Source organism: Pseudomonas sp. GM60 (assembly GCF_000282415.1).
Taxonomy (GTDB): Bacteria; Pseudomonadota; Gammaproteobacteria; order Pseudomonadales; family Pseudomonadaceae; genus Aquipseudomonas; species Aquipseudomonas migulae.
The window spans coordinates 1-19,861 of record NZ_AKJI01000051.1 but is presented as its reverse complement, the minus strand read 5'-3'; the positions used below and the strand labels follow the sequence as shown (position 1 = coordinate 19,861).

Genomic DNA, 19,861 nt, shown 5'->3' with positions numbered 1-19,861 from the left:
ACTCGATCTAGGCAATAACCGCACTTACCTATCACCCCAGGTTATCGATGGATGTGCATAAGTGATTATCCGTCGCCCTGTGCGCTGGCTAAAGTCGCTCCATCGAATGACCAGAGCCGGCCACCCGAGCTGCCTCGATCGCACGATTCAACAACTACAAAAAGCCCGCCTTGTCACTTCCGCAAGGCACATACCGGCAGCAAAGGAACCTTCACATGACTCGTCCAGATTTCGCCCTGGCTCTGTCCAGTGCCATCTCCAAAAGCCGGCTGCGTCTGCTGCCGTTTCTGATCCTGATGTACATCCTCGCCTTCATCGATCGCTCCAACGTCGGCTTCGCCAAAGCCGCGCTGCAGGCCGACACCGGTTTGGGCGATGCCGCGTTCGCGTTCGGCGCGAGCATCTTCTTCATCGGCTACGCGTTCTTCGAAGTGCCGAGCAACTACATGCTGCACCGCCTCGGCGCGAAGGTCTGGCTGTGCCGGATCATGGTCACCTGGGGCCTGGTCTCGGCGGCAATGATGTTCGCCCACAACGCCGAAACCTTTTACGTCCTGCGCTTCCTGCTGGGTGTCGCCGAAGCCGGCTTCTTCCCGGGGATCATCCTTTACCTCACCTACTGGTTCCCGGCGCAAAGCCGTGGCCAGGCGCTCGGTCTGTTCTACTTCGGCTTGCCCCTGGCGCTGGTGCTGGGCAGCCCGCTGTCGGGCTGGTTGCTGGACTTCCACGGCGTGTTCGGCCTGACCAACTGGCAATGGTTGTTCGTCGTCGAAGGCTTGATGGCATCGGTGGTCGGCATCGCTGCGTACTTCTATCTGGTCAACCGTCCGGCCGATGCCAGCTGGTTGAGCGTCGATGAAAAGCAGGCGCTGCAAACTGCGCTCAGCGAAGAAGACGCGAAGAAAAAAGACAGCAGCCCCCACGGATTTCTCAGTGCGCTGCGCAACCCTCGGGTGCTGCAATTCTGCCTGGCGTATTTCACCATTCAGATGAGCGTGTACGGCGTGGTGTTTTACCTGCCGACGCGCATCGCCGGGCTGCTCGACGGCCACGTCGGCCTCAACGTCGGCCTGATCACCGCGATACCGTGGGTCTGCGCCCTGGTCGTGACCCGTCTCGTCACTCGCTACGCCGACCGCACCGGGCAACATCGTCGCCTCGCCGTGTGCATGCTGACCATGGCCGCGCTCGGCATCGCCGCCTCGGCGCTGGGCACCAGCATGGTCCCTGTGGTGTTGGCATTCTGCTTCGCCGCCGCCGGTTTCGTCTCGGTTCAGCCACTGTTCTGGACCATTCCCACCAGCTACCTCAGCGGTGCCGCCGCAGCTGGCGGGATCGCCCTGATCAACTCCATCGGCAACCTCGGCGGCTTCGTCGCGCCGAACCTGAAAACCGTGATGGAAACCAGCTTCGCCGACCCCCGCGCCGGCATGTTCGCCCTGGCCCTGGTCGGCATTGTCGGCGCCGTCCTGTTGTCCCGACTTCGCAGCACCCACACCCCTAAATCACCCTCGCAGCTCACACCGGCTCAGGTTGGCTGATCACTACCCAAGCGTTAGCAAGGAATTGAATTCATGAAAATCAAAGCAATCCGTACCCGCGTTTTCGAGTGGAAAGGCAAAGTCGTCCCACCACAAGCGCACTTCTGCACCAACGCCAGCGACATCCTGTTCGAACGTGGCGACGCCATGGGTTCGTTCCGTTTCCACGGCTGGCTGGTGGTGGAAGTCGAGACCGACACCGGTCTTGTCGGCATCGGTAACTGCGCCCTGGCGCCGCGTGTGGCCAAGGAAATCATCGACACCTACCTGGCGCCGATTGCGATTGGCGAAGACCCGTTCGACAACGAATACATCTGGCAGAAGATGTACCGCCAGAGCCACGCCTGGGGCCGTAAAGGCATCGGCATGGCGGCGATCTCGGCGATCGACATCGCGATCTGGGACATCATGGGCAAAGCGGTCAACAAACCGGTGTTCAAGTTGCTCGGTGGCCGCACCAAGGAAAAGATCTGGACCTACGCCTCCAAGCTCTACGCCAACGACAACCTCGACCTGTTCCTCGAAGAGGCCCAGGGTTATCTGAACCAGGGTTTCACCGCGCTGAAAATGCGTTTCGGCTACGGCCCGAAAGATGGCCCGGCGGGCATGCGCAAGAACATCGAACAAGTGCGCGCACTGCGTGAGCTGGCCGGCCCGGACATCGACATCATGCTCGAATGCTACATGGGCTGGACCCTGGAATACGCACGCCGCATGTTGCCGAAACTCGCCGGGTTCGAACCGCGCTGGCTCGAAGAACCGGTGATCGCCGACGACATCGAGGGCTACATCGAGCTGAAAAAAATGGGGATCATGCCGATCTCCGGCGGCGAACACGAATTCACCTCCTACGGCTTCAAAGACCTGCTGGAACGCCGCGCCGTTGACGTGATCCAGTACGACACCAACCGTGTGGGCGGCATCACCGCTGCGCGCAAGATCAACGCCATGGCCGAAGCCTGGTCGGTGCCGGTGATTCCGCACGCGGGGCAGATGCACAACTATCACCTGACCATGTCCACCACCGCCTCGCCGATGGCCGAGTTCTTCCCGGTCTTCGATGTCGAGGTCGGCAACGAACTCTTCTACTACGTGTTCAAGGGCGAGCCGCAACCGGTCAACGGCTACATCCAGCTCGACGACAACAAGCCGGGCCTGGGCCTGGAAATCTCCGATGAATACCTGAGCGACTTCAACATCATCGAGTGACCTTGAGGCGCCGCTCGTGAGCGGCGCCATTCACGACTTTCTGGAGGGCCGACATGCGCCTGATTCAATTTGAAAACACTGCCGGTGAGCGTCAGGTCGGCGTCGTCGAAGGTTCGCAGGTCCAGGTGCTGAAAGACACCCGTAGCACCCGTGAACTGGCTCTCGCGGCGATCCGCGCCCAACACAGCCTGCAGGAAGAAGTGGCCCAACGCGGCACCGAGGCGGGCCCGGATTACGCGCAACTGTTGCAGCAGGGCAAAGTCCTGCCGCCGCTGGATCACGAAGACCCGGCGCACTGCCTGATCAGCGGCACCGGCCTGACTCACCTCGGCAGTGCCTCGGCGCGGGACAAAATGCACCAGCAGGATGGCGCCGTTGAAGCCGGCATGACCGACACCATGCGCATTTTCAAGTGGGGCCTGGAGGGTGGCAAACCCGCAGCCGGACAGGTTGGCGCGCAGCCGGAATGGTTCTACAAGGGCGACGGCAGCATCGTCGTGCGTCCCGGCGCGGATTTCCCGGTGCCGCCGTTTGCCGAAGATGCCGGTGAAGAACCGGAGCTGACCGGCCTCTATGTGATTGGCGACGATGGTCAGCCGTATCGTGTCGGTTATGCCTTGGGTAACGAGTTCTCCGACCATGTCATGGAGCGCCGCAATTACCTGTACCTCGCGCACTCGAAACTGCGTTTCTGCGCCTATGGTCCGGAGCTGCGTGTCGGTGAATTGCCTAAACATCTGGCGGGCACTAGCCGCATCATCCGCAACGGCGAAACCCTCTGGGAAAAAGAGTTTCTCAGCGGCGAAGACAACATGTGCCACAGCCTCGCCAACCTCGAATTCCATCACTTCAAATACGCGCAGTTTTTGCGTCCGGGCGATGTTCACGTGCATTACTTCGGCACTGCGACGCTGTCGTTTGCCGATGGCGTGAAAACCCAGCCGGGGGATCGCTTCCAGATCAGCCTCGACGCGTTTGGCGCACCGTTGGAAAACGGCATCGGCGAAAGCGCCCAGCCGTTGGCCATCGGCCAAGTGCGTTCGCTCTAAAAGCCGGCGGAACATCCGCCCTTGTAGGAGCCGGCTTGCCGGCGATTGCGTCCGAGAGATCGATGCAAGGCTTGAAGGCCAATCGCCGGCAAGCCGGCTCCTACAGGTCTGTGCCAATCGATCAGGAATAAATTATGACCACGCTCTCTGGACACAACTACATCGGCGGTCAGCGCAGCGCCAACGGCACGTTGCAGTTGCAAAGCCTCGACGCCACCACCGGCGAGCCGCTGCCCGGCACTTTCTTCCAGGCGACTGAAGCCGAAGTGGATGCCGCCGCCAAAGCCGCCGCTTCTGCCTACCCGATCTACCGCAACCTGAGCGCGGAAAAACGCGCCGCGTTCCTCGACGCCATCGCCGATGAAATCGATGCGCTGGGCGATGATTTCGTCGCCACGGTCTGCCGGGAAACGGCACTGCCGGCCGGGCGCATCCAGGGCGAACGCGGGCGCACCAGCGGCCAGATGCGCCTGTTCGCCAAGGTCCTGCGGCGCGGTGATTTCTACGGTGCGCGGATCGATCGGGCGTTGCCGGATCGCCAACCGCTGCCACGCCCGGATCTGCGCCAGTACCGCATCGCCATCGGCCCGGTGGCGGTGTTTGGCGCCAGCAATTTCCCGCTCGCCTTTTCCACGGCGGGTGGCGATACCGCTTCGGCACTGGCCGCCGGTTGCCCGGTGGTGTTCAAAGCGCACAGCGGACACATGGCGACCGCCGAACGGGTCGCGGACGCCATCATCCGCGCCGCCGAACGCACGGGCATGCCGGCCGGTGTGTTCAACATGATTTATGGCGGTGGCGTCGGTGAGTGGCTGGTCAAGCACCCGGCCATTCAGGCCGTGGGCTTCACCGGTTCGCTCAAGGGCGGTAATGCCCTGAGCCACATGGCCGCGACCCGGCCGCAACCGATCCCGGTGTTTGCCGAAATGTCGAGCATCAACCCGGTGTTCCTGTTGCCCGAAGCCCTCGCCGTGCGGGGCGAGCAGATCGCGGCGCAACTGGCCGGTTCGGTGACCTTGGGCTGCGGGCAGTTCTGCACCAATCCGGGTTTGGTCATCGGTTTGCGTTCGCCACAGTTCAGCGCTTTCCTTCAACAGTTCTGCGCCAACATGAACGAGCAGCCGGCACAAACCATGCTCAATGCCGGCGCGCTGGTCAGCTACAGCCAAGGCCTTGGGGAATTGCACGAACATCCGGGGCTGACGCACCTGGCGGGCAAACCGCAGCAGGGCAATCAGGCGCAACCGCAGGTGTTCAAGGCCGATGTCAGCCTGCTGCTCAAGGGCGATGAGTTGCTTCAGGAAGAAGTGTTCGGGCCGACCACCATCGTCATCGAAGTCGAAGATCGGGCGCAGCTCGCGGCGGCGCTGCACGGCCTGCGCGGGCAATTGACGGCGACGCTGATCGGCGAGGCCGAAGAGCTGCTGGAATACCGCTGGCTAGCGCAATTGCTACAGGAAAAAGTCGGGCGGATCTTGCTCAACGGCTATCCGACCGGGGTCGAAGTCTGCGAGGCGATGGTGCATGGCGGGCCGTATCCGGCGACGTCGGATTCTCGCGGGACGTCGGTGGGGACGCTGGCGATTGATCGATTCCTGCGGCCGGTGTGCTTCCAGAATTACCCGGATGCGTTGTTGCCCGAGGCGTTGCAGAGCGCGAATCCGCTGGGGATTCGGCGGTTGGTGGATGGCGAAGTGAGTCAGTCACCTTTGTAGTTGCCTGAACCACCGCCATCGCGAGCAGGCTCGCTCCCACATTGGACCGCGTCCGCCCGGACAACTCGGTCAACTGTGGGAGCGAGCCTGCTCGCGATGGCGTCATCAGCAGCGCCAGAAATTTACCGGGCCACCACCTCAACCTTCTTCATAACCGAAGGCTTCAACACCAACCACAACGCCGCCGCAATCAACACCCCGCCATACACGTGCGCCATCGACAACGGCTCATCCAGCAGCAATGCCCCCCACAACACCCCGAACGGCGGAATCAGGAACGTCGTTGTCATCGATTTCAAAGGCCCGATCGAGCTGAGCAGACGGAAGTAAATAATGTACGCAAACGCCGTGCACCCCAGGCCCAGCCCCAGCAACGACAGCCACACGCTCCAGCCGCCCCAGCTCGCCGGTGGCTGGCTGATCACGCTGTAGCCGAACAGCGGCAGCAGGAACAAGGTCGCCCCGAGCATGCTGCCCAGTGCCGAAAGACGACTGTCGAGCCCGCCGGCCTGATCGAGCCAGCGGCGGGCGAGGAACCCGGCAAACCCATAACAGGTGGTGGCGAGCAGGCAGGCGAGGGCGCCCATCAGCAGTTGCAGGTCGAAGGCCACCGGGCCGGCACGGGTCAGCACGCCAACACCGAACAAACCGAGAAACACCCCACCGAGCTTGGCCGCAGTGAGCCGCTCACTGAAGAACAGGCCGCCGATCAACACGCCCATCAGTGGCGTGGTGGCGTTGAAAATTGCCGAGTAACCGGCGGGCAGCACCTGTGCTGCCACTGAATAGAGGGTCGCGGGAATCCCGGAGTTGATCACCCCGAGCAGCATCACGGTTTTGAGCTTGCCCTTGAAATCCCAGCTGATGCGCATCAGCCCGACAATCACCAGCAACCCGACCGCCGCAATCGACACGCGGAAAAACGCCGTGGGGATGCTGCCAATCACTGGGGCGATGATGCGCATGAACAGGAAACTCGCGCCCCAGATGGCCGCCAGCGACAGTAAACGAACGATATCGACAGGGCTCACGGTGCACTCCTTCCTTGATGGGGACGAGAGTGTTGCCGAGAGCCTTGCCTATGGCAACCGAAAAACCGGCATCAAATTATGAAACGTGTCACCAGACCGTTGAGGTCGATTGCCAGCCGCGACAGTTCCTGACTGGCGGCCGAAGTCTGGGTGGCGCCGGCGGCGGTCTGGGTCGAGAGATCGCGAATGTTCACCAGGTTCTGATCGACTTCCCGGGCCACCAGCGCTTGCTGTTCGGCGGCGCTGGCGATGACCAGGTTGCGCTCGTTGATCTGCGAGATCGATGCGGTGATTTTCTCCAGGGCGCTGCCGGCACTGTTGGCCCGGCGCAAGGTCTGGCCGGCGTGTTCGGCACTGCTTTGCAGCGCGCTGACCGTGGCTCCGGTGCCGTGCTGGATGTTGTTGATCATCAGCTCGATTTCTTCGGTGGAGTTCTGGGTACGTTGTGCCAGCGAGCGCACTTCATCGGCCACCACGGCAAACCCGCGCCCGGCTTCACCGGCGCGTGCGGCTTCGATGGCCGCATTGAGCGCCAGCAGATTGGTCTGCCCGGCGATGCCGCGAATCACATCCAGCACTTTGCTGATGTCCTGCGCCTGAACCGCCAGGCCCTCGGCCCGTTCCGAGGCGCCGAGCACTTCGCTGACCAGCCCCTGAATCGCGGTGATGGTTTCAGTGACCTGCACGTGGCCGTGCTTGCTGTCCTCGTTCGACGCCTGGGAGGCCTCGGCGCTGGACACGGCATTCGCGGCGACCTCGTCCACCGCCGTGCTCATTTCGGTGACGGCGGTGGCGGCCATCTCGATCTGGTCGTTCTGCTGCTGCAGGCCGCGAGTGCTTTCCTCCATCACCGAACTCATCTCCTCGGCTGCCGACGCCAGTTGGCGCGCCGAGTCACTGATGCCGCGAATGGTCGTGCGCAGGTTGCCTTGCATGTCGGCGAGGGCGTTGAGCAATTGCGCGGCTTCGTCCTTGCCGTGGCTGGCAATCTGTCCGCTGAGGTCGCCCGCGGCAATCCGGCGTGCGACCTGCAGCGCCTGATTGATCGGCGTGGTGATGCTGCGCGTCAGCAACCAGGCCAACAGCAGCGTGGCAAGCAGCGCAATCACGATGATCGTGCCGACGATCCATTGCGCACGCTGGTACATCAACGCGGCAGCGTCCGCTGCGGTATCGGCGCCTTGCTGATTGAAACTGATCATCGACTCCAGGACTTTATCCAGCACGATGCCCTGCAGATTCAGTTCATGGTTGATCTGATCGTAAGTCTGGTCACTATGGCCGGCGTCGATGTGGGCAAAAATCTGGTCGACGAGCGACAGGTACTTGGCAGCGCCCGCCTTCAGGCTGTCGAGCATGGCCCGTTCCTGATCGCTTGACACCAGGGACGAGTGATCGTTGAGGCGCTTGAGCAACTCCTGGCGTTGAGCGTTGATGATGCCTCTACTCTTTTCCTGTACAGCGCTCTGGCTGCTGGTCCTCAACCGCAACGATTCCAGGCGGATGGTGGCGATGTTGGACGCGCTGTCATGGATGCTCTCGATGCTCGGCATCCACGATTCCTCGATGACCGATGCACTCTCGCGCAGGGTCGCCATCTGACCCAGGCCGAACAGCCCGACCAGCACCAGCAGGCTGGCCAACACAGCAAAACTCAAGCTCGCGCGCAAACCTATGCGCATGTTCCTTATAGGCATCTTATGTGCTCCTTGGGCATTTTGAGAGGTAGTCCTCGTGGACCGAGGATCTTGTTTTTAGGCGGGTGAACGCGGGGTGTATATCAAAGAGCCATCATCTTGGTAAGACCAATCCGAGAGCGCTTTTCAGGCGGGCTGGCATTCCGGGAAAAGCAGAAAATCTAAAGGCTGACGTTTGCTTCAGCGTGGATTGGATCCGTACGCCTGATAATCAGAGGGCTGTAGATGAATCGATTAAGTGGATGGAGAGTGACTTTTTAGGTCGTTTACTGACCGAACGGTCGATTAAAAAAAGTCCGAAAAAACTGCGCCCATGAGTGATTCATTCGTTTTCGGACCGAAATTAGGCTTCTCCTGCACCCGGTTCACTGGCTAAGCTCAGGCCTTCCGAATTCCCGTAGAGGTCTCACCATGCCGCAGCAATGGCCAGCCGCCGACATCGCCCGAATGATCCTCGATGGCTTTGACGATTACCGCGAGCATTTCCGGCAGATCACCGACGGCGCCCGGGCGCGTTTCGAGCAAGCCCAATGGCAGGAAACGCAAATCGCCTCGGCGGCGCGGATCAACCTCTACGAAGATAAAGTCAGCGAAACGGTGGACCGGCTGCGCATCGCGTTTGACGCCGATACGCTGGATGTCAGCTGCTGGCCATTGGTCAAAAGCGCCTACATCAGCCTGATCGACCTGCGCTTCGACGATGAGCTGTCCGAGACCTGGTACAACTCGATCTTCTGCGGGCTGTTCAGCCACGACCTGATCAGCGACGGCTGCATGTTCATCCACACCACCCGGCCAAGCTTGCGCCGGGCGCGCGCCGCGCAAACCCGCACCTACAAACCTCAAGGCCAGCTGTCGGGCATGTTGGCGAGCATTTTTGCCGACTACCGTTTCAGCGAGGATTACGCCGACCTCGCGGGCGATCTGCGTCGCCTCGAAGCACAGCTGCGCGAGAACCTGCCGGACTGGGTGTGCAAGGACCCCGAGCTGAGCGTCGAGCTGTTTTCCTCGGTGTTGTACCGCAACAAGGGCGCTTACCTGGTGGGGCGCATCTACACCACTGACGAGCAATGGCCGCTGGCGATTCCGCTGCTGCACCTTGAGGGCCGTGGCATCCAGATCGATGCGTTGATTACCGACGAAGCCGACGTGTCGATCATCTTCTCGTTCACCCGTTCCTACTTCATGGTCGATGTGCCGGTGCCGGCGGAGTTCATCGGTTTCCTGCGACGGATCCTGCCGGGCAAACACATCGCCGAGCTGTACACCTCGATCGGGTTCTACAAGCACGGCAAGTCGGAGTTCTACCGGGCGCTGATCAACCACCTGGCCAGCACCGACGACCAGTTCATCATGGCCCCCGGCGTGCGCGGCATGGTGATGAGCGTGTTCACGCTGCCGGGTTTCAACACCGTGTTCAAAATCATCAAGGACCGTTTCTCGCCGTCGAAAAACGTCGACCGCGCGACGGTGATCGAGAAGTACCGACTGGTGAAAAGCGTCGACCGCGTCGGGCGCATGGCCGATACCCAGGAATTCGCCGACTTCCGTTTTCCGTTGAGCAAGTTCGAGCCGGCGTGTCTGGAAGAATTGCTGGACGTGGCGGCGTCTACCGTATCGGTGGAAGGCGACACGGTATTGATCCGCCACTGCTGGACCGAGCGGCGGATGACCCCGTTGAACCTGTATCTGGAAAACGCCAACGAGGCGCAAGTGCACGATGCGCTGGAAGATTACGGCCTGGCGATCAAGCAACTGGCGGCGGCGAACATTTTTCCCGGCGACATGTTGCTGAAAAACTTCGGCGTCACCCGTCACGGTCGCGTGGTGTTTTATGACTACGACGAGATCTGTTTCCTGACCGAAGCCAACTTCCGCCACATCCCGCAACCGCGTACGCCGGAAGACGAGATGGCGTCCGAGCCGTGGTATTCGATCGGGCCGCTGGATGTGTTCCCCGAGGAGTTCCCGCCGTTTCTGTTTGCCGATTCCGCGCAGCGGCGCTTGTTCGATCAGTTGCACGGCGAGCTGTACAACGCCGATTACTGGAAAAGCCTGCAAGAGGCGATTCGTGCCGGCAAGGTGATCGACGTGTTCCCGTATCGGCGCAAGGGCATGGATACCGAGTAGTTCTCTGCGATTGCTGTGCAATCGAATCGCGAGCAGGCTCGCTCCCACATTTGACCGCGGTGCCCCGATTTTGTGGTCGCTGCAGATCCAGTGTGGGAGTGAGCCTGCTCGCGATTCGGCCGCGCAGCGGCCGTAAAATCTGCGACAATCCGCCCCCTGCGCCACTAGACGACTTATTGCGTACCTGATGACTGACGAATCGCCTTCACTCGACAAACTGCTGAAAAACCTCGATCACGCCATGCTCGCCGACCGCCACCGGCTGCGTCGGCAGTTGCTTGAGCTGCGCAAGAAACCTGACGAAGCCAAGCTGGCCCAGTGGGTGGCGCGCATGCAGGCGTCCTGTGATCAGGTGTTGGCGCGACGCGCCAGCCTGCCGGTGATTCGTTACGACGACAGCCTGCCCATCGCCGCCAAGCGCGATGAAATCAAGGAAGCGCTGCTCAAGCATCAGGTGCTGATCATCGCCGGCGAAACCGGCTCGGGCAAAACCACCCAGCTGCCGAAGATCTGCCTGGAAATCGGTCGCGGCCAGCATGGCCTGATCGGCCACACCCAGCCGCGTCGAATTGCGGCACGCAGCGTGGCGAGCCGGGTTGCCGAAGAACTGGCGACGCCATTGGGCGCGCTGGTCGGCTATCAGGTGCGGTTTGAGGATCAGAGCGATTCCAATACGCTGATCAAACTGATGACCGACGGCATCCTGCTGGCGGAAACCCAGAACGACCGCTACCTCGAACGCTACGACACGATCATCGTCGACGAAGCCCACGAACGTAGCCTCAACATCGACTTCCTGCTCGGTTACCTGAAAACCCTGCTGCCCCGTCGTCCGGACCTGAAAGTCATCATCACCTCGGCGACCATCGACCTGGAACGTTTCTCCAAGCACTTCGACGATGCGCCCATCGTTGAGGTCTCCGGCCGCACCTTCCCGGTGGAAACCTGGTATCGCCCGCTGACCCTGGAGCAAGACGAAGAGGGCAACCGCGTCGAGGATGACCTGACCGTGGATCAGGCGATCCTCGCCACCCTCGACGAAATCGCCGCGTTCGAACTCAGCGAGCGCAAGAGCCCTGGCGATGTGCTGGTGTTCCTGCCCGGCGAGCGCGAGATTCGCGACGCCGCCGACATGCTGCGCAAGGCGCAACTCAAACACACCGAAATCCTGCCGTTGTACGCACGCTTGTCGCCGGCCGAACAGCAGCGGATTTTCCAGTCGCACCCGGGGCGTCGCGTGGTGCTGGCGACCAACGTCGCCGAAACGTCGCTGACCGTGCCGGGCATTCGTTACGTGATCGACAGCGGCACCGCGCGCATCAGCCGTTACAGCTACCGCGCCAAGGTCCAGCGCCTGCCCATCGAAGCAATTTCCCAGGCCAGCGCCAACCAGCGTAAAGGTCGATGCGGTCGGGTTGAGCCAGGCATTTGCGTACGGTTGTTCAGCGAAGAAGACTTCATTGGTCGCCCGGAATTTACCGACCCGGAAATCCTGCGGACCAACCTCGCGGCGGTGATTTTGCAGATGCTGCATCTGCGCCTCGGCGAGATCACCGATTTCCCGTTTATCGAGCCACCCGATGGCAAGGCCATCAGCGACGGTTTCAACCTGCTGCAAGAGCTGTCGGCGGTGGACCGCAACAGCCAGCTGACCCCGCTGGGGCGCCAATTGGCGCGCCTGCCGGTGGACCCGCGCATGGGCCGCATGCTGCTGGAAGCGGCGAAACTCGGCAGCTTGCAGGAAGTGCTGATCGTCGCCAGCGCGATGTCGATTCAAGACCCGCGCGAGCGTCCGCCAGAGCGTCAGCAAGCGGCGGATCAGGCGCATGCGCAATGGAAAGACGTGGACTCGGACTTCGCCGGGCTGGTCAATCTGTGGCGTGGTTTTGAAGAACAACGCCAGGCGCTGACGGCCAGTCCGCTGCGTAACTGGTGCCGCAAGAATTTCCTCAACTACCTGCGGCTGCGCGAGTGGCGCGACTCGCACCGTCAGTTGAGCCTGATCTGCCGCGACATGCAGCTGAGCCTGAACAAAGAGCCGGCGGATTACCCGAAGCTGCACAAAGCCGTGCTCTCGGGCTTGCTCAGCCAGATCGGGCAGAAAACCGATGAAGGCGATTACCTCGGTGCCCGGCAGCGGCGCTTCTGGATTCACCCGTCATCGGGTCTCGGCAAAAAGCGCCCGCAATGGCTGATGACCGCCGAACTGGTGGAAACCACCAAGCTCTACGCGCGCATGGTCGCCAAGATCGATGCCGACTGGATCGAGCCGCTCGCCGGGCACCTGATCAAGAAAAACCACTTCGAACCCCATTGGGAGAAGAAGCGCGGGCAGGTCGTGGCGTTCGAGCAGATCACCTTGTTCGGGCTGATCGTGGTCGGTCGCCGGCCGGTGCATTACGGGCCGATCGATCCGGTGGTGTCCCGTGAGTTTTTCATTCGCGAAGGCCTGGTGCGCGGCGAGATTCAATCCAAAGCCAAGTGCCTGACCGCCAACCAGCAACTGCTGGAACAGCTCGACGAGCTGGAAGCCAAGGCTCGCCGTCGCGACATTCTGGCCGACGAAGAAACCCTGTTCGCCTTCTACGATGCGCGACTGCCGGCGGAGATTCACCAGACCGCGACCTTCGACAGCTGGTACCGGATTAACAGCCAGAAAGACCCGCAACTGCTGATCATGCGCGAAGAAGACGTGTTGGCCCGTGAGGCCAGTGAAGTCACCGCGCTGCATTACCCGGACACCTTGCACATTGGCGATCTGGAACTGGCGCTCAGTTACCATTTCGAACCGAACCACCCGCGTGACGGCGTGACCCTGCGCGTGCCGGCGCCGCTGTTGCCGATGCTGCCGCCGGAACGTCTGGAGTGGCTGGTGCCCGGCGTGATCGAGGCCAAGTGCATCGCGCTGGTGCGCAACCTGCCCAAGGCGCTGCGCAAGAATTTCGTACCGGTGCCGGACTTTGTCAAAGCCGCGTTGCAGCGCATGACCTTTGCCGAGGGTTCGTTGCCTCAGGCATTGGGGCGCGAGTTGCTGCGCATGACCGGTGCGCGGGTCAGCGATGAAGCGTGGTCCGAAGCGGCGCAGCAGGTCGAAAATCACCTGCGGATGAACCTGGAAATCGTCGATGGCCAGGGCAAGTTCCTCGGCGAAGGACGAGATCTGGCGGAGCTCACCGCGCGATTCGCTGAAGCCAGCCAGGCGGCACTGGCCGTCCCGCAAACGGCGAAAAGTCAGCAACCGGTGGAGGCGAAAGTCTTCGCCGCCGTGGCGGAAAAGACCCAACAGAAGATCGCCGGGTTGTCGATGACGGTGTATCCGGCGCTGGTCGAAGAGGCCGGCACGGTCAAGGAAGGGCGGTTCTCGACGCCGGCCGAAGCCGAGTTCCAGCATCGCCGCGCGTTGCAGCGCCTGCTGATGCAACAACTGGCGGAACCGGCGAAGTTCCTGCGCGGCAAGTTGCCGGGCCTGACCGAGCTGGGCCTGATGTACCGCGACATGGGCCGCGTTGACAGTCTGGTGGAAGACATTCTGCTGGCCAGTCTCGACAGCTGCATCCTCGACGGCGAAGACCCGTTGCCGCGTGATGGCGCCGGATTGGCGGCGCTGGCCGAACGCAAACGCGGCGGCTGGACCGAGCATGCCGAGCGTCTGGCGAAGCTGACCCTGGAAATTCTCAAGCTCTGGCACGGCCTGCAAAAACGCTTCAAGGGCAAGATCGATCTGGCGCAGGCCGTGGCGTTGAATGACATCAAGCAGCAGCTCAGTCATCTGGTGTATCCGGGTTTCGTCCGCGAAACGCCGATGCAGTGGCTCAAGGAACTGCCGCGTTACCTGAAAGCCATCGAGCAGCGCTTCGAGAAACTGGCTGCGCAGGTGCAGAAGGATCGGGTCTGGAGCGGTGAGCTGTCCGGCCTCTGGACTCAATACCAGACTCGCGCCAACAAACACGCCCAGGAAGGCAAACGCGATCCGCAGCTTGAGCTCTATCGCTGGTGGCTGGAGGAGTACCGGGTTTCGCTGTTCGCCCAACAGTTGGGGACCAAGGTGCCGATCTCCGACAAACGCCTGAACAAGCAATGGACCCAGGTCGAACCGTAGACCTGTAGGAGCCGGCTTGCCGGCGATGGCGTCTTTGAAATCGCTATCGCCGGCAAGCCGGCTCCTACAGGTTCGTCATTCGGCGTTCCGATTGCGCGCATCGTAATGCCGTCTCATCTCGCAAATAGGGTCAAACCCCAACGTTTATGGCAAACTTCGCGCCTATAAACGCCGGCCCCGCGGTTTTGAGCCTCCACAGGTTCGGGCGGTTCGGAATAAAGCGATGCCAGGTTTGCTTCCTGTGACGGGAACAGACCCTTTATGTATTGGTACGTCGGTGCCAATGCTTTCTGCCTGAACAGATTAGAGAAACGACCATGCATAACGTCGTCATCAGCGGCACCGGCCTGTACACCCCGGCCAACAGCATTTCCAACGAAGAGCTGGTGCAGTCTTTCAACGCTTACGTCGCGCAGTTCAACGCCGACAACGCCGACGCCATCGCCCGTGGCGAAGTCGAGGCATTGACCGAATCCAGCGCCGCGTTTATCGAAAAAGCCTCCGGCATCAAAAGCCGCTTCGTCATGGACAAGGACGGCATTCTCGACCCGCAACGCATGGCGCCACGCCTGCCTGAGCGCTCGAACGACGAGTGGTCGGTGCTTTGCCAGATGGCCATCGGCGCGGCCGAACAAGCTTTGCAGCGTGCCGGCAAAACCGCAGCGGACATCGACGGCGTGATCGTCGCTTGCTCCAACCTGCAACGCGCCTACCCGGCCATCGCCATCGAAGTCCAGGAAGCGCTGGGCATCCAGGGTTTCGGTTTCGACATGAACGTGGCCTGCTCTTCGGCGACCTTCGGCATTCAAGCGGCAGCCAACAGCGTGCAACTGGGCCAGGCCCGGGCAGTGCTGATGGTCAACCCGGAAGTCTGCACCGGTCACCTGAACTTCCGTGACCGCGACAGCCACTTCATCTTCGGCGACGCGGCCACTGCGGTGATCATCGAGCGAGCGGACCTGGCGACGTCCAAGTACCAGTTCGACGTGGTCAGCACCAAGCTGCTGACCAAGTTCTCCAACAACATCCGCAACAACTTCGGCTTCCTCAACCGCGCGGCGGAAGAGGGCATCGGTGCCAAGGACAAACTGTTCGTGCAGGAAGGCCGCAAGGTGTTCAAGGAAGTCTGCCCGATGGTGGCCGAGCTGATCGGTGCGCACCTGGAAGAGAACCAGCTCAACGTCGGCGACGTGAAGCGCTTCTGGCTGCACCAGGCCAACCTCAGCATGAACCACTTGATCGTGAGGAAACTGCTGGGCCGCGAAGCCACCGAAGCAGAAGCCCCGGTGATTCTCGACACCTACGCCAACACCAGCTCTGCGGGCTCGGTGATTGCGTTTCACAAGAACCAGGATGATCTGGCGGCGGGTTCGCTGGCGGTGCTCAGCTCGTTCGGCGCCGGTTATTCGATTGGTAGCGTGATTCTGCGCAAGCGTTGATCTCGACCCGAAACCCTGTAGGAGCGAGCTTGCTCGCGATGGTCGTAATAACGCCGCGGGGTGTCAGGCTTCCCGCGTTATCGTTGACGACCATCGCGAGCAAGCTCGCTCCTACAGGTTCAGGGGGGTCGCAAAAACAAAAAAACTCGCGCTGCTGAATCGGACGGATGATGGGGACCGATACAGCAGTGCGAGTTTGTAAAAGCAGTTTGGGCGTCCTTGCCCGAACCGTGTAGCAGGGATCAGAACTTGGCTTCGGCATCCAGCTGCAAGGTGTTGATTTTCGAGTCACGCAGGGTGGCGTTGGTGTAGTCGGAATCAGCCATGAAGTACGTCGCGCCGAGGGCGAAGTTCTTGTCGATCTCGTAGCTCACTTTCAACTTGCTGCCGCGCGAACCGGTGAAACCGTTGGCGAAGTCAGAGTCGGTGAAGGCGCCGACCACGGCGTTACGCTGTACGTCACGATAGTTGTAGTCCACGCCGAAGCCGAAGACGTTGGTCTTGACACCGGCCAACCAGCCCATGTCCTGATCGTTGCTGGCATCGTCGTTGTTGACCACTTGACCGTAGATCGACAGTGGCATTGGCAGGCCGCCGATGTCGAGCTGACCAAAGCCTTCGTACAGTTTGAACTGTTCGTTCGCCGTGTTGCCGTTAATGGCCAGTCGGCAGGTGTTCGCCGCACAGGTATTGTTGATGTCGTTGTCGTTGTCGTAAGCGTAGAGACTGCCACCCAAGGTCATTTTCAGGTTGTCAGTGATCGCGAAACGCGCGCCCAACTGGCCTGAGTACAGACGCAGGTCGTGGCGGAACTGCTTGCCTTCGCCGTCGACGTTGTCCTTGAGGGTGAAGTGGCCGGCGCTACCGAACAGCTCGGTGCTGCCGCCCAGCGGGTATTTGTAAGTCACTGCCAGACCTTCCGGGTTGATGTCGCTATCCCAGATGATGTCGCCCATGCTCACCCATGGTTGCGCCATCTTGCCGCCGATCAAGTGCAGATTCTTGATGGCGTCAGGGTGGTAGTCGACGTAACCCTGGTCCAGCCAGATATCCTTCTTGGTGAAGTTGCCATCCAGGCTCTGGTTGGTGGAACGAGAGTCGTTGTCGCTGCCAGTGGCAATACGGATGCCAGTGTCCACTTGCGGGTTGATTGCAGTGTAGGCACCCAGGCGGACGCGAATACGTTGACGATCCTGGTCGCCGGTGTTGGAAACGCCGTCGTTCTTGACCGTTTCCTGGCGGAAACGCACGTCACCCTTGAACTGGGTCTTGGCAGCCCACGCCAGTTTCTGGTCGAAGGTGCTCAGTGCTTCGGTTTTCTTCGCGGTGGCCGCGATCTGCTCGTTAGTCTCTTGCTGAGCCTGACGGGCGATTTGCTGATCCTTCTGATCCCTGGCCAGCTCGGCTTGCAACTCGCTGTACTGCGCGTTGGTAATCGAACCGTTAGCCTTCAGCATGTCGAGCAGTTTGGCGTCGACTGCGGCGCTGGCCGGAACACTCATGGCCAGCAGCAGACCGCCACACAGGGCCGCCGCAGTTTTCGTGGAAGCAAGACGCATATCAATCTCCGAAGATGAGAGGGGATGACTTAGCCATCCAGGGCACAACCGACCGATGTCGGACGGAAAACAGTGATCGGGATAGAACCCGACGCTCTAAAAACTGGCGCCAGTATCGCGATGGTTTATGACAAAGCAGTGGCAAAGTGATGGCGGCTCGATGACGATACAAAGTGCGAAGGAACTTTCTATTCCGGGCCCTGTCGGCGGATCGCGAGTGTGGATTGCGCCTCGATAGGCGATACTCGCGAGGCTTTTACGCCAAGAAGTGGAGAGGGAAGTGATGCCGCTGCAACGCCTGGAACGTCTGTCCGAAATAGCCCCGCACACTTGGGATGCCCTGGTGCCGCAATCCCAGCCGTTTCTGCGCCATGCCTTTCTCAGTGCACTGGAAGACAGCGGCAGCGTCGGCGCGCATTCCGGTTGGCAGCCCGAGCATCTGTTGCACATGGACGGGGACCGGTTGATCGCCGCGCTGCCCAGTTACCGCAAATGGCATTCCTATGGCGAGTACGTGTTCGATCACGCCTGGGCCGATGCCTGCGAGCGTGCCGGCATCGACTATTACCCCAAACTGTTGACCGCCGTGCCGTTCAGCCCGGTCAGCGGACCGCGTTTGCTGGCGGCCTCGGTCGAGGACGGTTTCGAACTGCTGAAGAGTTTGCCGGGCTACCTCGAGATCGAAGAACTCTCCAGTGCGCACATCAATTTCACCGATCCGTTCACCGACGCGGCGCTGGCCGAACAACCCGGCTGGCTGCAGCGCATCGGCTGTCAGTACCACTGGCAAAATCGCGGCTATCGGGATTTTCAGGACTTCCTCGACGTCCTCAGTTCGCGCAAGCGCAAGCAGATGCGTAAAGAGCGCGAGCAAGTGGCGGGGCAGGGGTTTGATTTCGAGTGGCTGGAAGGCAAGCAACTGGATCAGGCGCAGTGGGATTTCGTTTACGCCTGTTACGCCAACACCTACGCGGTGCGTCGGCAACGGCCCTATCTGACGCGGGAGTTTTTCAGTCTGTTGGCCGAGCGCATGCCGGAATCGATTCGCGTGGTCCTGGCCAAACAGGGCTCACGGCCGGTGGCCATGGCCTTCAGCCTGGTGGGCGGCGACAGTTTTTATGGGCGTTACTGGGGCTGTCTGGCGGAGTTCGATCGTCTGCATTTCGAGACGTGTTTCTATCAAGGGATGGACTACGCAATTGCCAACGGTTTTCAGCGTTTCGATGCCGGTGCTCAGGGTGAGCACAAACTGATTCGCGGGTTTGAACCGGTGATCACCCATTCCTGGCACTACTTGCGCCATCCCGGCTTGAAAGCCGCCGTCAAAGACTTCCTTCATCAGGAGCGTCTCGGCGTCCTGGCCTATGCCGAGGAAGCGAGGACCGCCTTGCCTTACCGACAGGACTGATCCTCCTCCATGGGGTCAAGTGCCTTCCTTGCCCAGCCACCGATACGTCACACCACCGACCACTGCACCCAGCAGCGGCGCGACCCAGAACATCCACAGTTGCGCGATCGCCCAGCCGCCGACAATCAGGGCCGGGCCGGTACTGCGGGCCGGGTTGACCGAGGTGTTGGTGATGGGAATCGAGATCAGGTGGATCAGCGTCAGGGCCAGGCCGATGGCGATCGGTGCCAGCCCGGCGGGTGCGCGTTTGTCGGTGGCGCCGAGGATGATCAGCACAAACATCGCCGTCATCACCAGTTCACAGACAAAGCCTGCGGCCATCGAGTATTTGCCGGGGGAGTGTTCGCCGTAGCCGTTGGAGGCCAGGCCGGCGGAGAGGTCGAAGCCTTCCTTGCCGCTGGCGATGTAGTAGATCAACGCGGCGGCGATGATCCCGCCGATGACCTGGGCGATGATGTAGGCGGGCAGTTCCTTGGCGGGGAATCGGCCACCGACTGACAAACCGACCGACACGGCGGGGTTGAGATGGCAACCGGAGATGTGGCCGATGGCGAAGGCCATGGTCAGTACGGTGAGACCAAACGCGATGGCCACACCGAGTACTCCGATCCCAAGCGGAGAAGACGCGGCCAGAACCGCACTGCCGCAACCCCCCAACACCAGCCAGAACGTACCTAACAACTCAGTGACTGAACGTTTGAACAGAGACATGAGAGCGTCCTTGATAGGCTTCCTATCGAGACTGTATCGAGTTATGCATCCTGCAGATTTACGACAGGCTCATCTCCAGAACCTTGGCTGAGTACAGCAGGGTTTTTCTGGAATTCCAGTGGGCTTAGAGCTGTTGGGAGCTGGGGGGGTGTGGGGGGGTTGGGGTTGGGGGCCTATCCGTTTCTGCGGTAACGGCGGCTATTGGTTTCGCTCTTACAGCGAGTCACTTTCGAAAAGCGCGAAAGTAACCAAAGCGCTCCTGCCCCTTTCGTT

General features: G+C 61.0%; 12 protein-coding genes. 8 read left to right on the top strand and 4 right to left on the bottom strand.

What is annotated here, in order from left to right:
- The first annotated feature begins 215 nt into the window (after window positions 1-215).
- The 4 genes from PMI32_RS15530 (at window position 216) to PMI32_RS15545 (ending at window position 5,514) form a co-directional block, all read left to right on the top strand.
- Complete coding sequence (locus PMI32_RS15530) at window positions 216-1,541, top strand: MFS transporter (protein WP_008029052.1); 1,326 nt, start codon at window positions 216-218, stop codon at window positions 1,539-1,541.
- 33 nt (window positions 1,542-1,574) lie between these two features.
- Window positions 1,575-2,750 (top strand): L-rhamnonate dehydratase, encoded by a 1,176-nt coding sequence (locus tag PMI32_RS15535; RefSeq protein ID WP_008029049.1) that lies wholly within the window; start codon window positions 1,575-1,577, stop codon window positions 2,748-2,750.
- A gap of 53 nt (window positions 2,751-2,803) precedes the next feature.
- Entirely contained in the window at window positions 2,804-3,799 is a 996-nt protein-coding gene (gene araD1 / locus PMI32_RS15540; RefSeq protein ID WP_008029048.1) for an AraD1 family protein, read from the top strand.
- Window positions 3,800-3,933: 134 nt separating this feature from the next.
- Complete coding sequence (locus tag PMI32_RS15545; RefSeq protein WP_008029047.1) at window positions 3,934-5,514, top strand: aldehyde dehydrogenase (NADP(+)); 1,581 nt, start codon at window positions 3,934-3,936, stop codon at window positions 5,512-5,514.
- 122 nt (window positions 5,515-5,636) lie between these two features.
- On the opposite strand, the gene PMI32_RS15550 is transcribed toward PMI32_RS15545, so the two are convergent.
- Both PMI32_RS15550 and PMI32_RS15555 read right to left on the bottom strand, forming a co-directional pair.
- On the bottom strand, window positions 5,637-6,545 hold the full coding sequence (locus PMI32_RS15550; RefSeq protein ID WP_008029046.1) for a DMT family transporter: 909 nt from the start codon (window positions 6,543-6,545) through the stop codon (window positions 5,637-5,639).
- A gap of 71 nt (window positions 6,546-6,616) precedes the next feature.
- Window positions 6,617-8,227 (bottom strand): methyl-accepting chemotaxis protein, encoded by a 1,611-nt coding sequence (locus PMI32_RS15555; RefSeq protein WP_443216515.1) that lies wholly within the window; start codon window positions 8,225-8,227, stop codon window positions 6,617-6,619.
- Between the two features lie 426 nt (window positions 8,228-8,653).
- On the opposite strand from PMI32_RS15555, the gene aceK reads away from it, so the two are divergent.
- The 3 genes from aceK (at window position 8,654) to PMI32_RS15570 (ending at window position 15,910) form a co-directional block, all read left to right on the top strand.
- Window positions 8,654-10,372 (top strand): bifunctional isocitrate dehydrogenase kinase/phosphatase, encoded by a 1,719-nt coding sequence (aceK, locus tag PMI32_RS15560; protein WP_008029042.1) that lies wholly within the window; start codon window positions 8,654-8,656, stop codon window positions 10,370-10,372.
- A 187-nt stretch (window positions 10,373-10,559) separates the two neighbouring features.
- Window positions 10,560-14,471, top strand: a complete 3,912-nt coding sequence (gene hrpA / locus PMI32_RS15565; protein ID WP_008029040.1) for an ATP-dependent RNA helicase HrpA — start codon at window positions 10,560-10,562, stop codon at window positions 14,469-14,471.
- A gap of 317 nt (window positions 14,472-14,788) precedes the next feature.
- Window positions 14,789-15,910, top strand: coding sequence for a beta-ketoacyl-ACP synthase III (locus PMI32_RS15570; protein ID WP_008029037.1), 1,122 nt, complete (start codon window positions 14,789-14,791; stop codon window positions 15,908-15,910).
- A 242-nt stretch (window positions 15,911-16,152) separates the two neighbouring features.
- Here the strand turns inward: PMI32_RS15570 and PMI32_RS15575 are convergent, their stop codons facing one another.
- Entirely contained in the window at window positions 16,153-17,469 is a 1,317-nt protein-coding gene (locus PMI32_RS15575) for a putative porin (protein ID WP_008029035.1), read from the bottom strand.
- A gap of 283 nt (window positions 17,470-17,752) precedes the next feature.
- On the opposite strand from PMI32_RS15575, the gene PMI32_RS15580 reads away from it, so the two are divergent.
- Entirely contained in the window at window positions 17,753-18,877 is a 1,125-nt protein-coding gene (locus PMI32_RS15580) for a GNAT family N-acetyltransferase (RefSeq protein ID WP_008029033.1), read from the top strand.
- Window positions 18,878-18,892: 15 nt separating this feature from the next.
- Here the strand turns inward: PMI32_RS15580 and aqpZ are convergent, their stop codons facing one another.
- Window positions 18,893-19,588 carry an aquaporin Z gene (gene aqpZ, locus PMI32_RS15585; protein WP_008029032.1) on the bottom strand — a complete coding sequence of 232 codons (696 nt, stop codon included), beginning with the start codon at window positions 19,586-19,588 and terminating at the stop codon, window positions 18,893-18,895.
- Window positions 19,589-19,861 lie beyond the last annotated feature (273 nt).

Coding starts and splice junctions, on each gene's coding strand:
- PMI32_RS15530 (WP_008029052.1), top strand. CDS start 216: ATGACTCGTCCAGATTTCGCCCTGGCTCTGTCCAGTGCCATCTCCAAA.
- PMI32_RS15535 (WP_008029049.1), top strand. CDS start 1,575: ATGAAAATCAAAGCAATCCGTACCCGCGTTTTCGAGTGGAAAGGCAAA.
- araD1 (WP_008029048.1), top strand. CDS start 2,804: ATGCGCCTGATTCAATTTGAAAACACTGCCGGTGAGCGTCAGGTCGGC.
- PMI32_RS15545 (WP_008029047.1), top strand. CDS start 3,934: ATGACCACGCTCTCTGGACACAACTACATCGGCGGTCAGCGCAGCGCC.
- PMI32_RS15555 (WP_443216515.1), bottom strand. CDS start 8,227: ATGCGCATAGGTTTGCGCGCGAGCTTGAGTTTTGCTGTGTTGGCCAGC.
- aceK (WP_008029042.1), top strand. CDS start 8,654: ATGCCGCAGCAATGGCCAGCCGCCGACATCGCCCGAATGATCCTCGAT.
- hrpA (WP_008029040.1), top strand. CDS start 10,560: ATGACTGACGAATCGCCTTCACTCGACAAACTGCTGAAAAACCTCGAT.
- PMI32_RS15570 (WP_008029037.1), top strand. CDS start 14,789: ATGCATAACGTCGTCATCAGCGGCACCGGCCTGTACACCCCGGCCAAC.
- PMI32_RS15575 (WP_008029035.1), bottom strand. CDS start 17,469: ATGCGTCTTGCTTCCACGAAAACTGCGGCGGCCCTGTGTGGCGGTCTG.
- PMI32_RS15580 (WP_008029033.1), top strand. CDS start 17,753: ATGCCGCTGCAACGCCTGGAACGTCTGTCCGAAATAGCCCCGCACACT.
- aqpZ (WP_008029032.1), bottom strand. CDS start 19,588: ATGTCTCTGTTCAAACGTTCAGTCACTGAGTTGTTAGGTACGTTCTGG.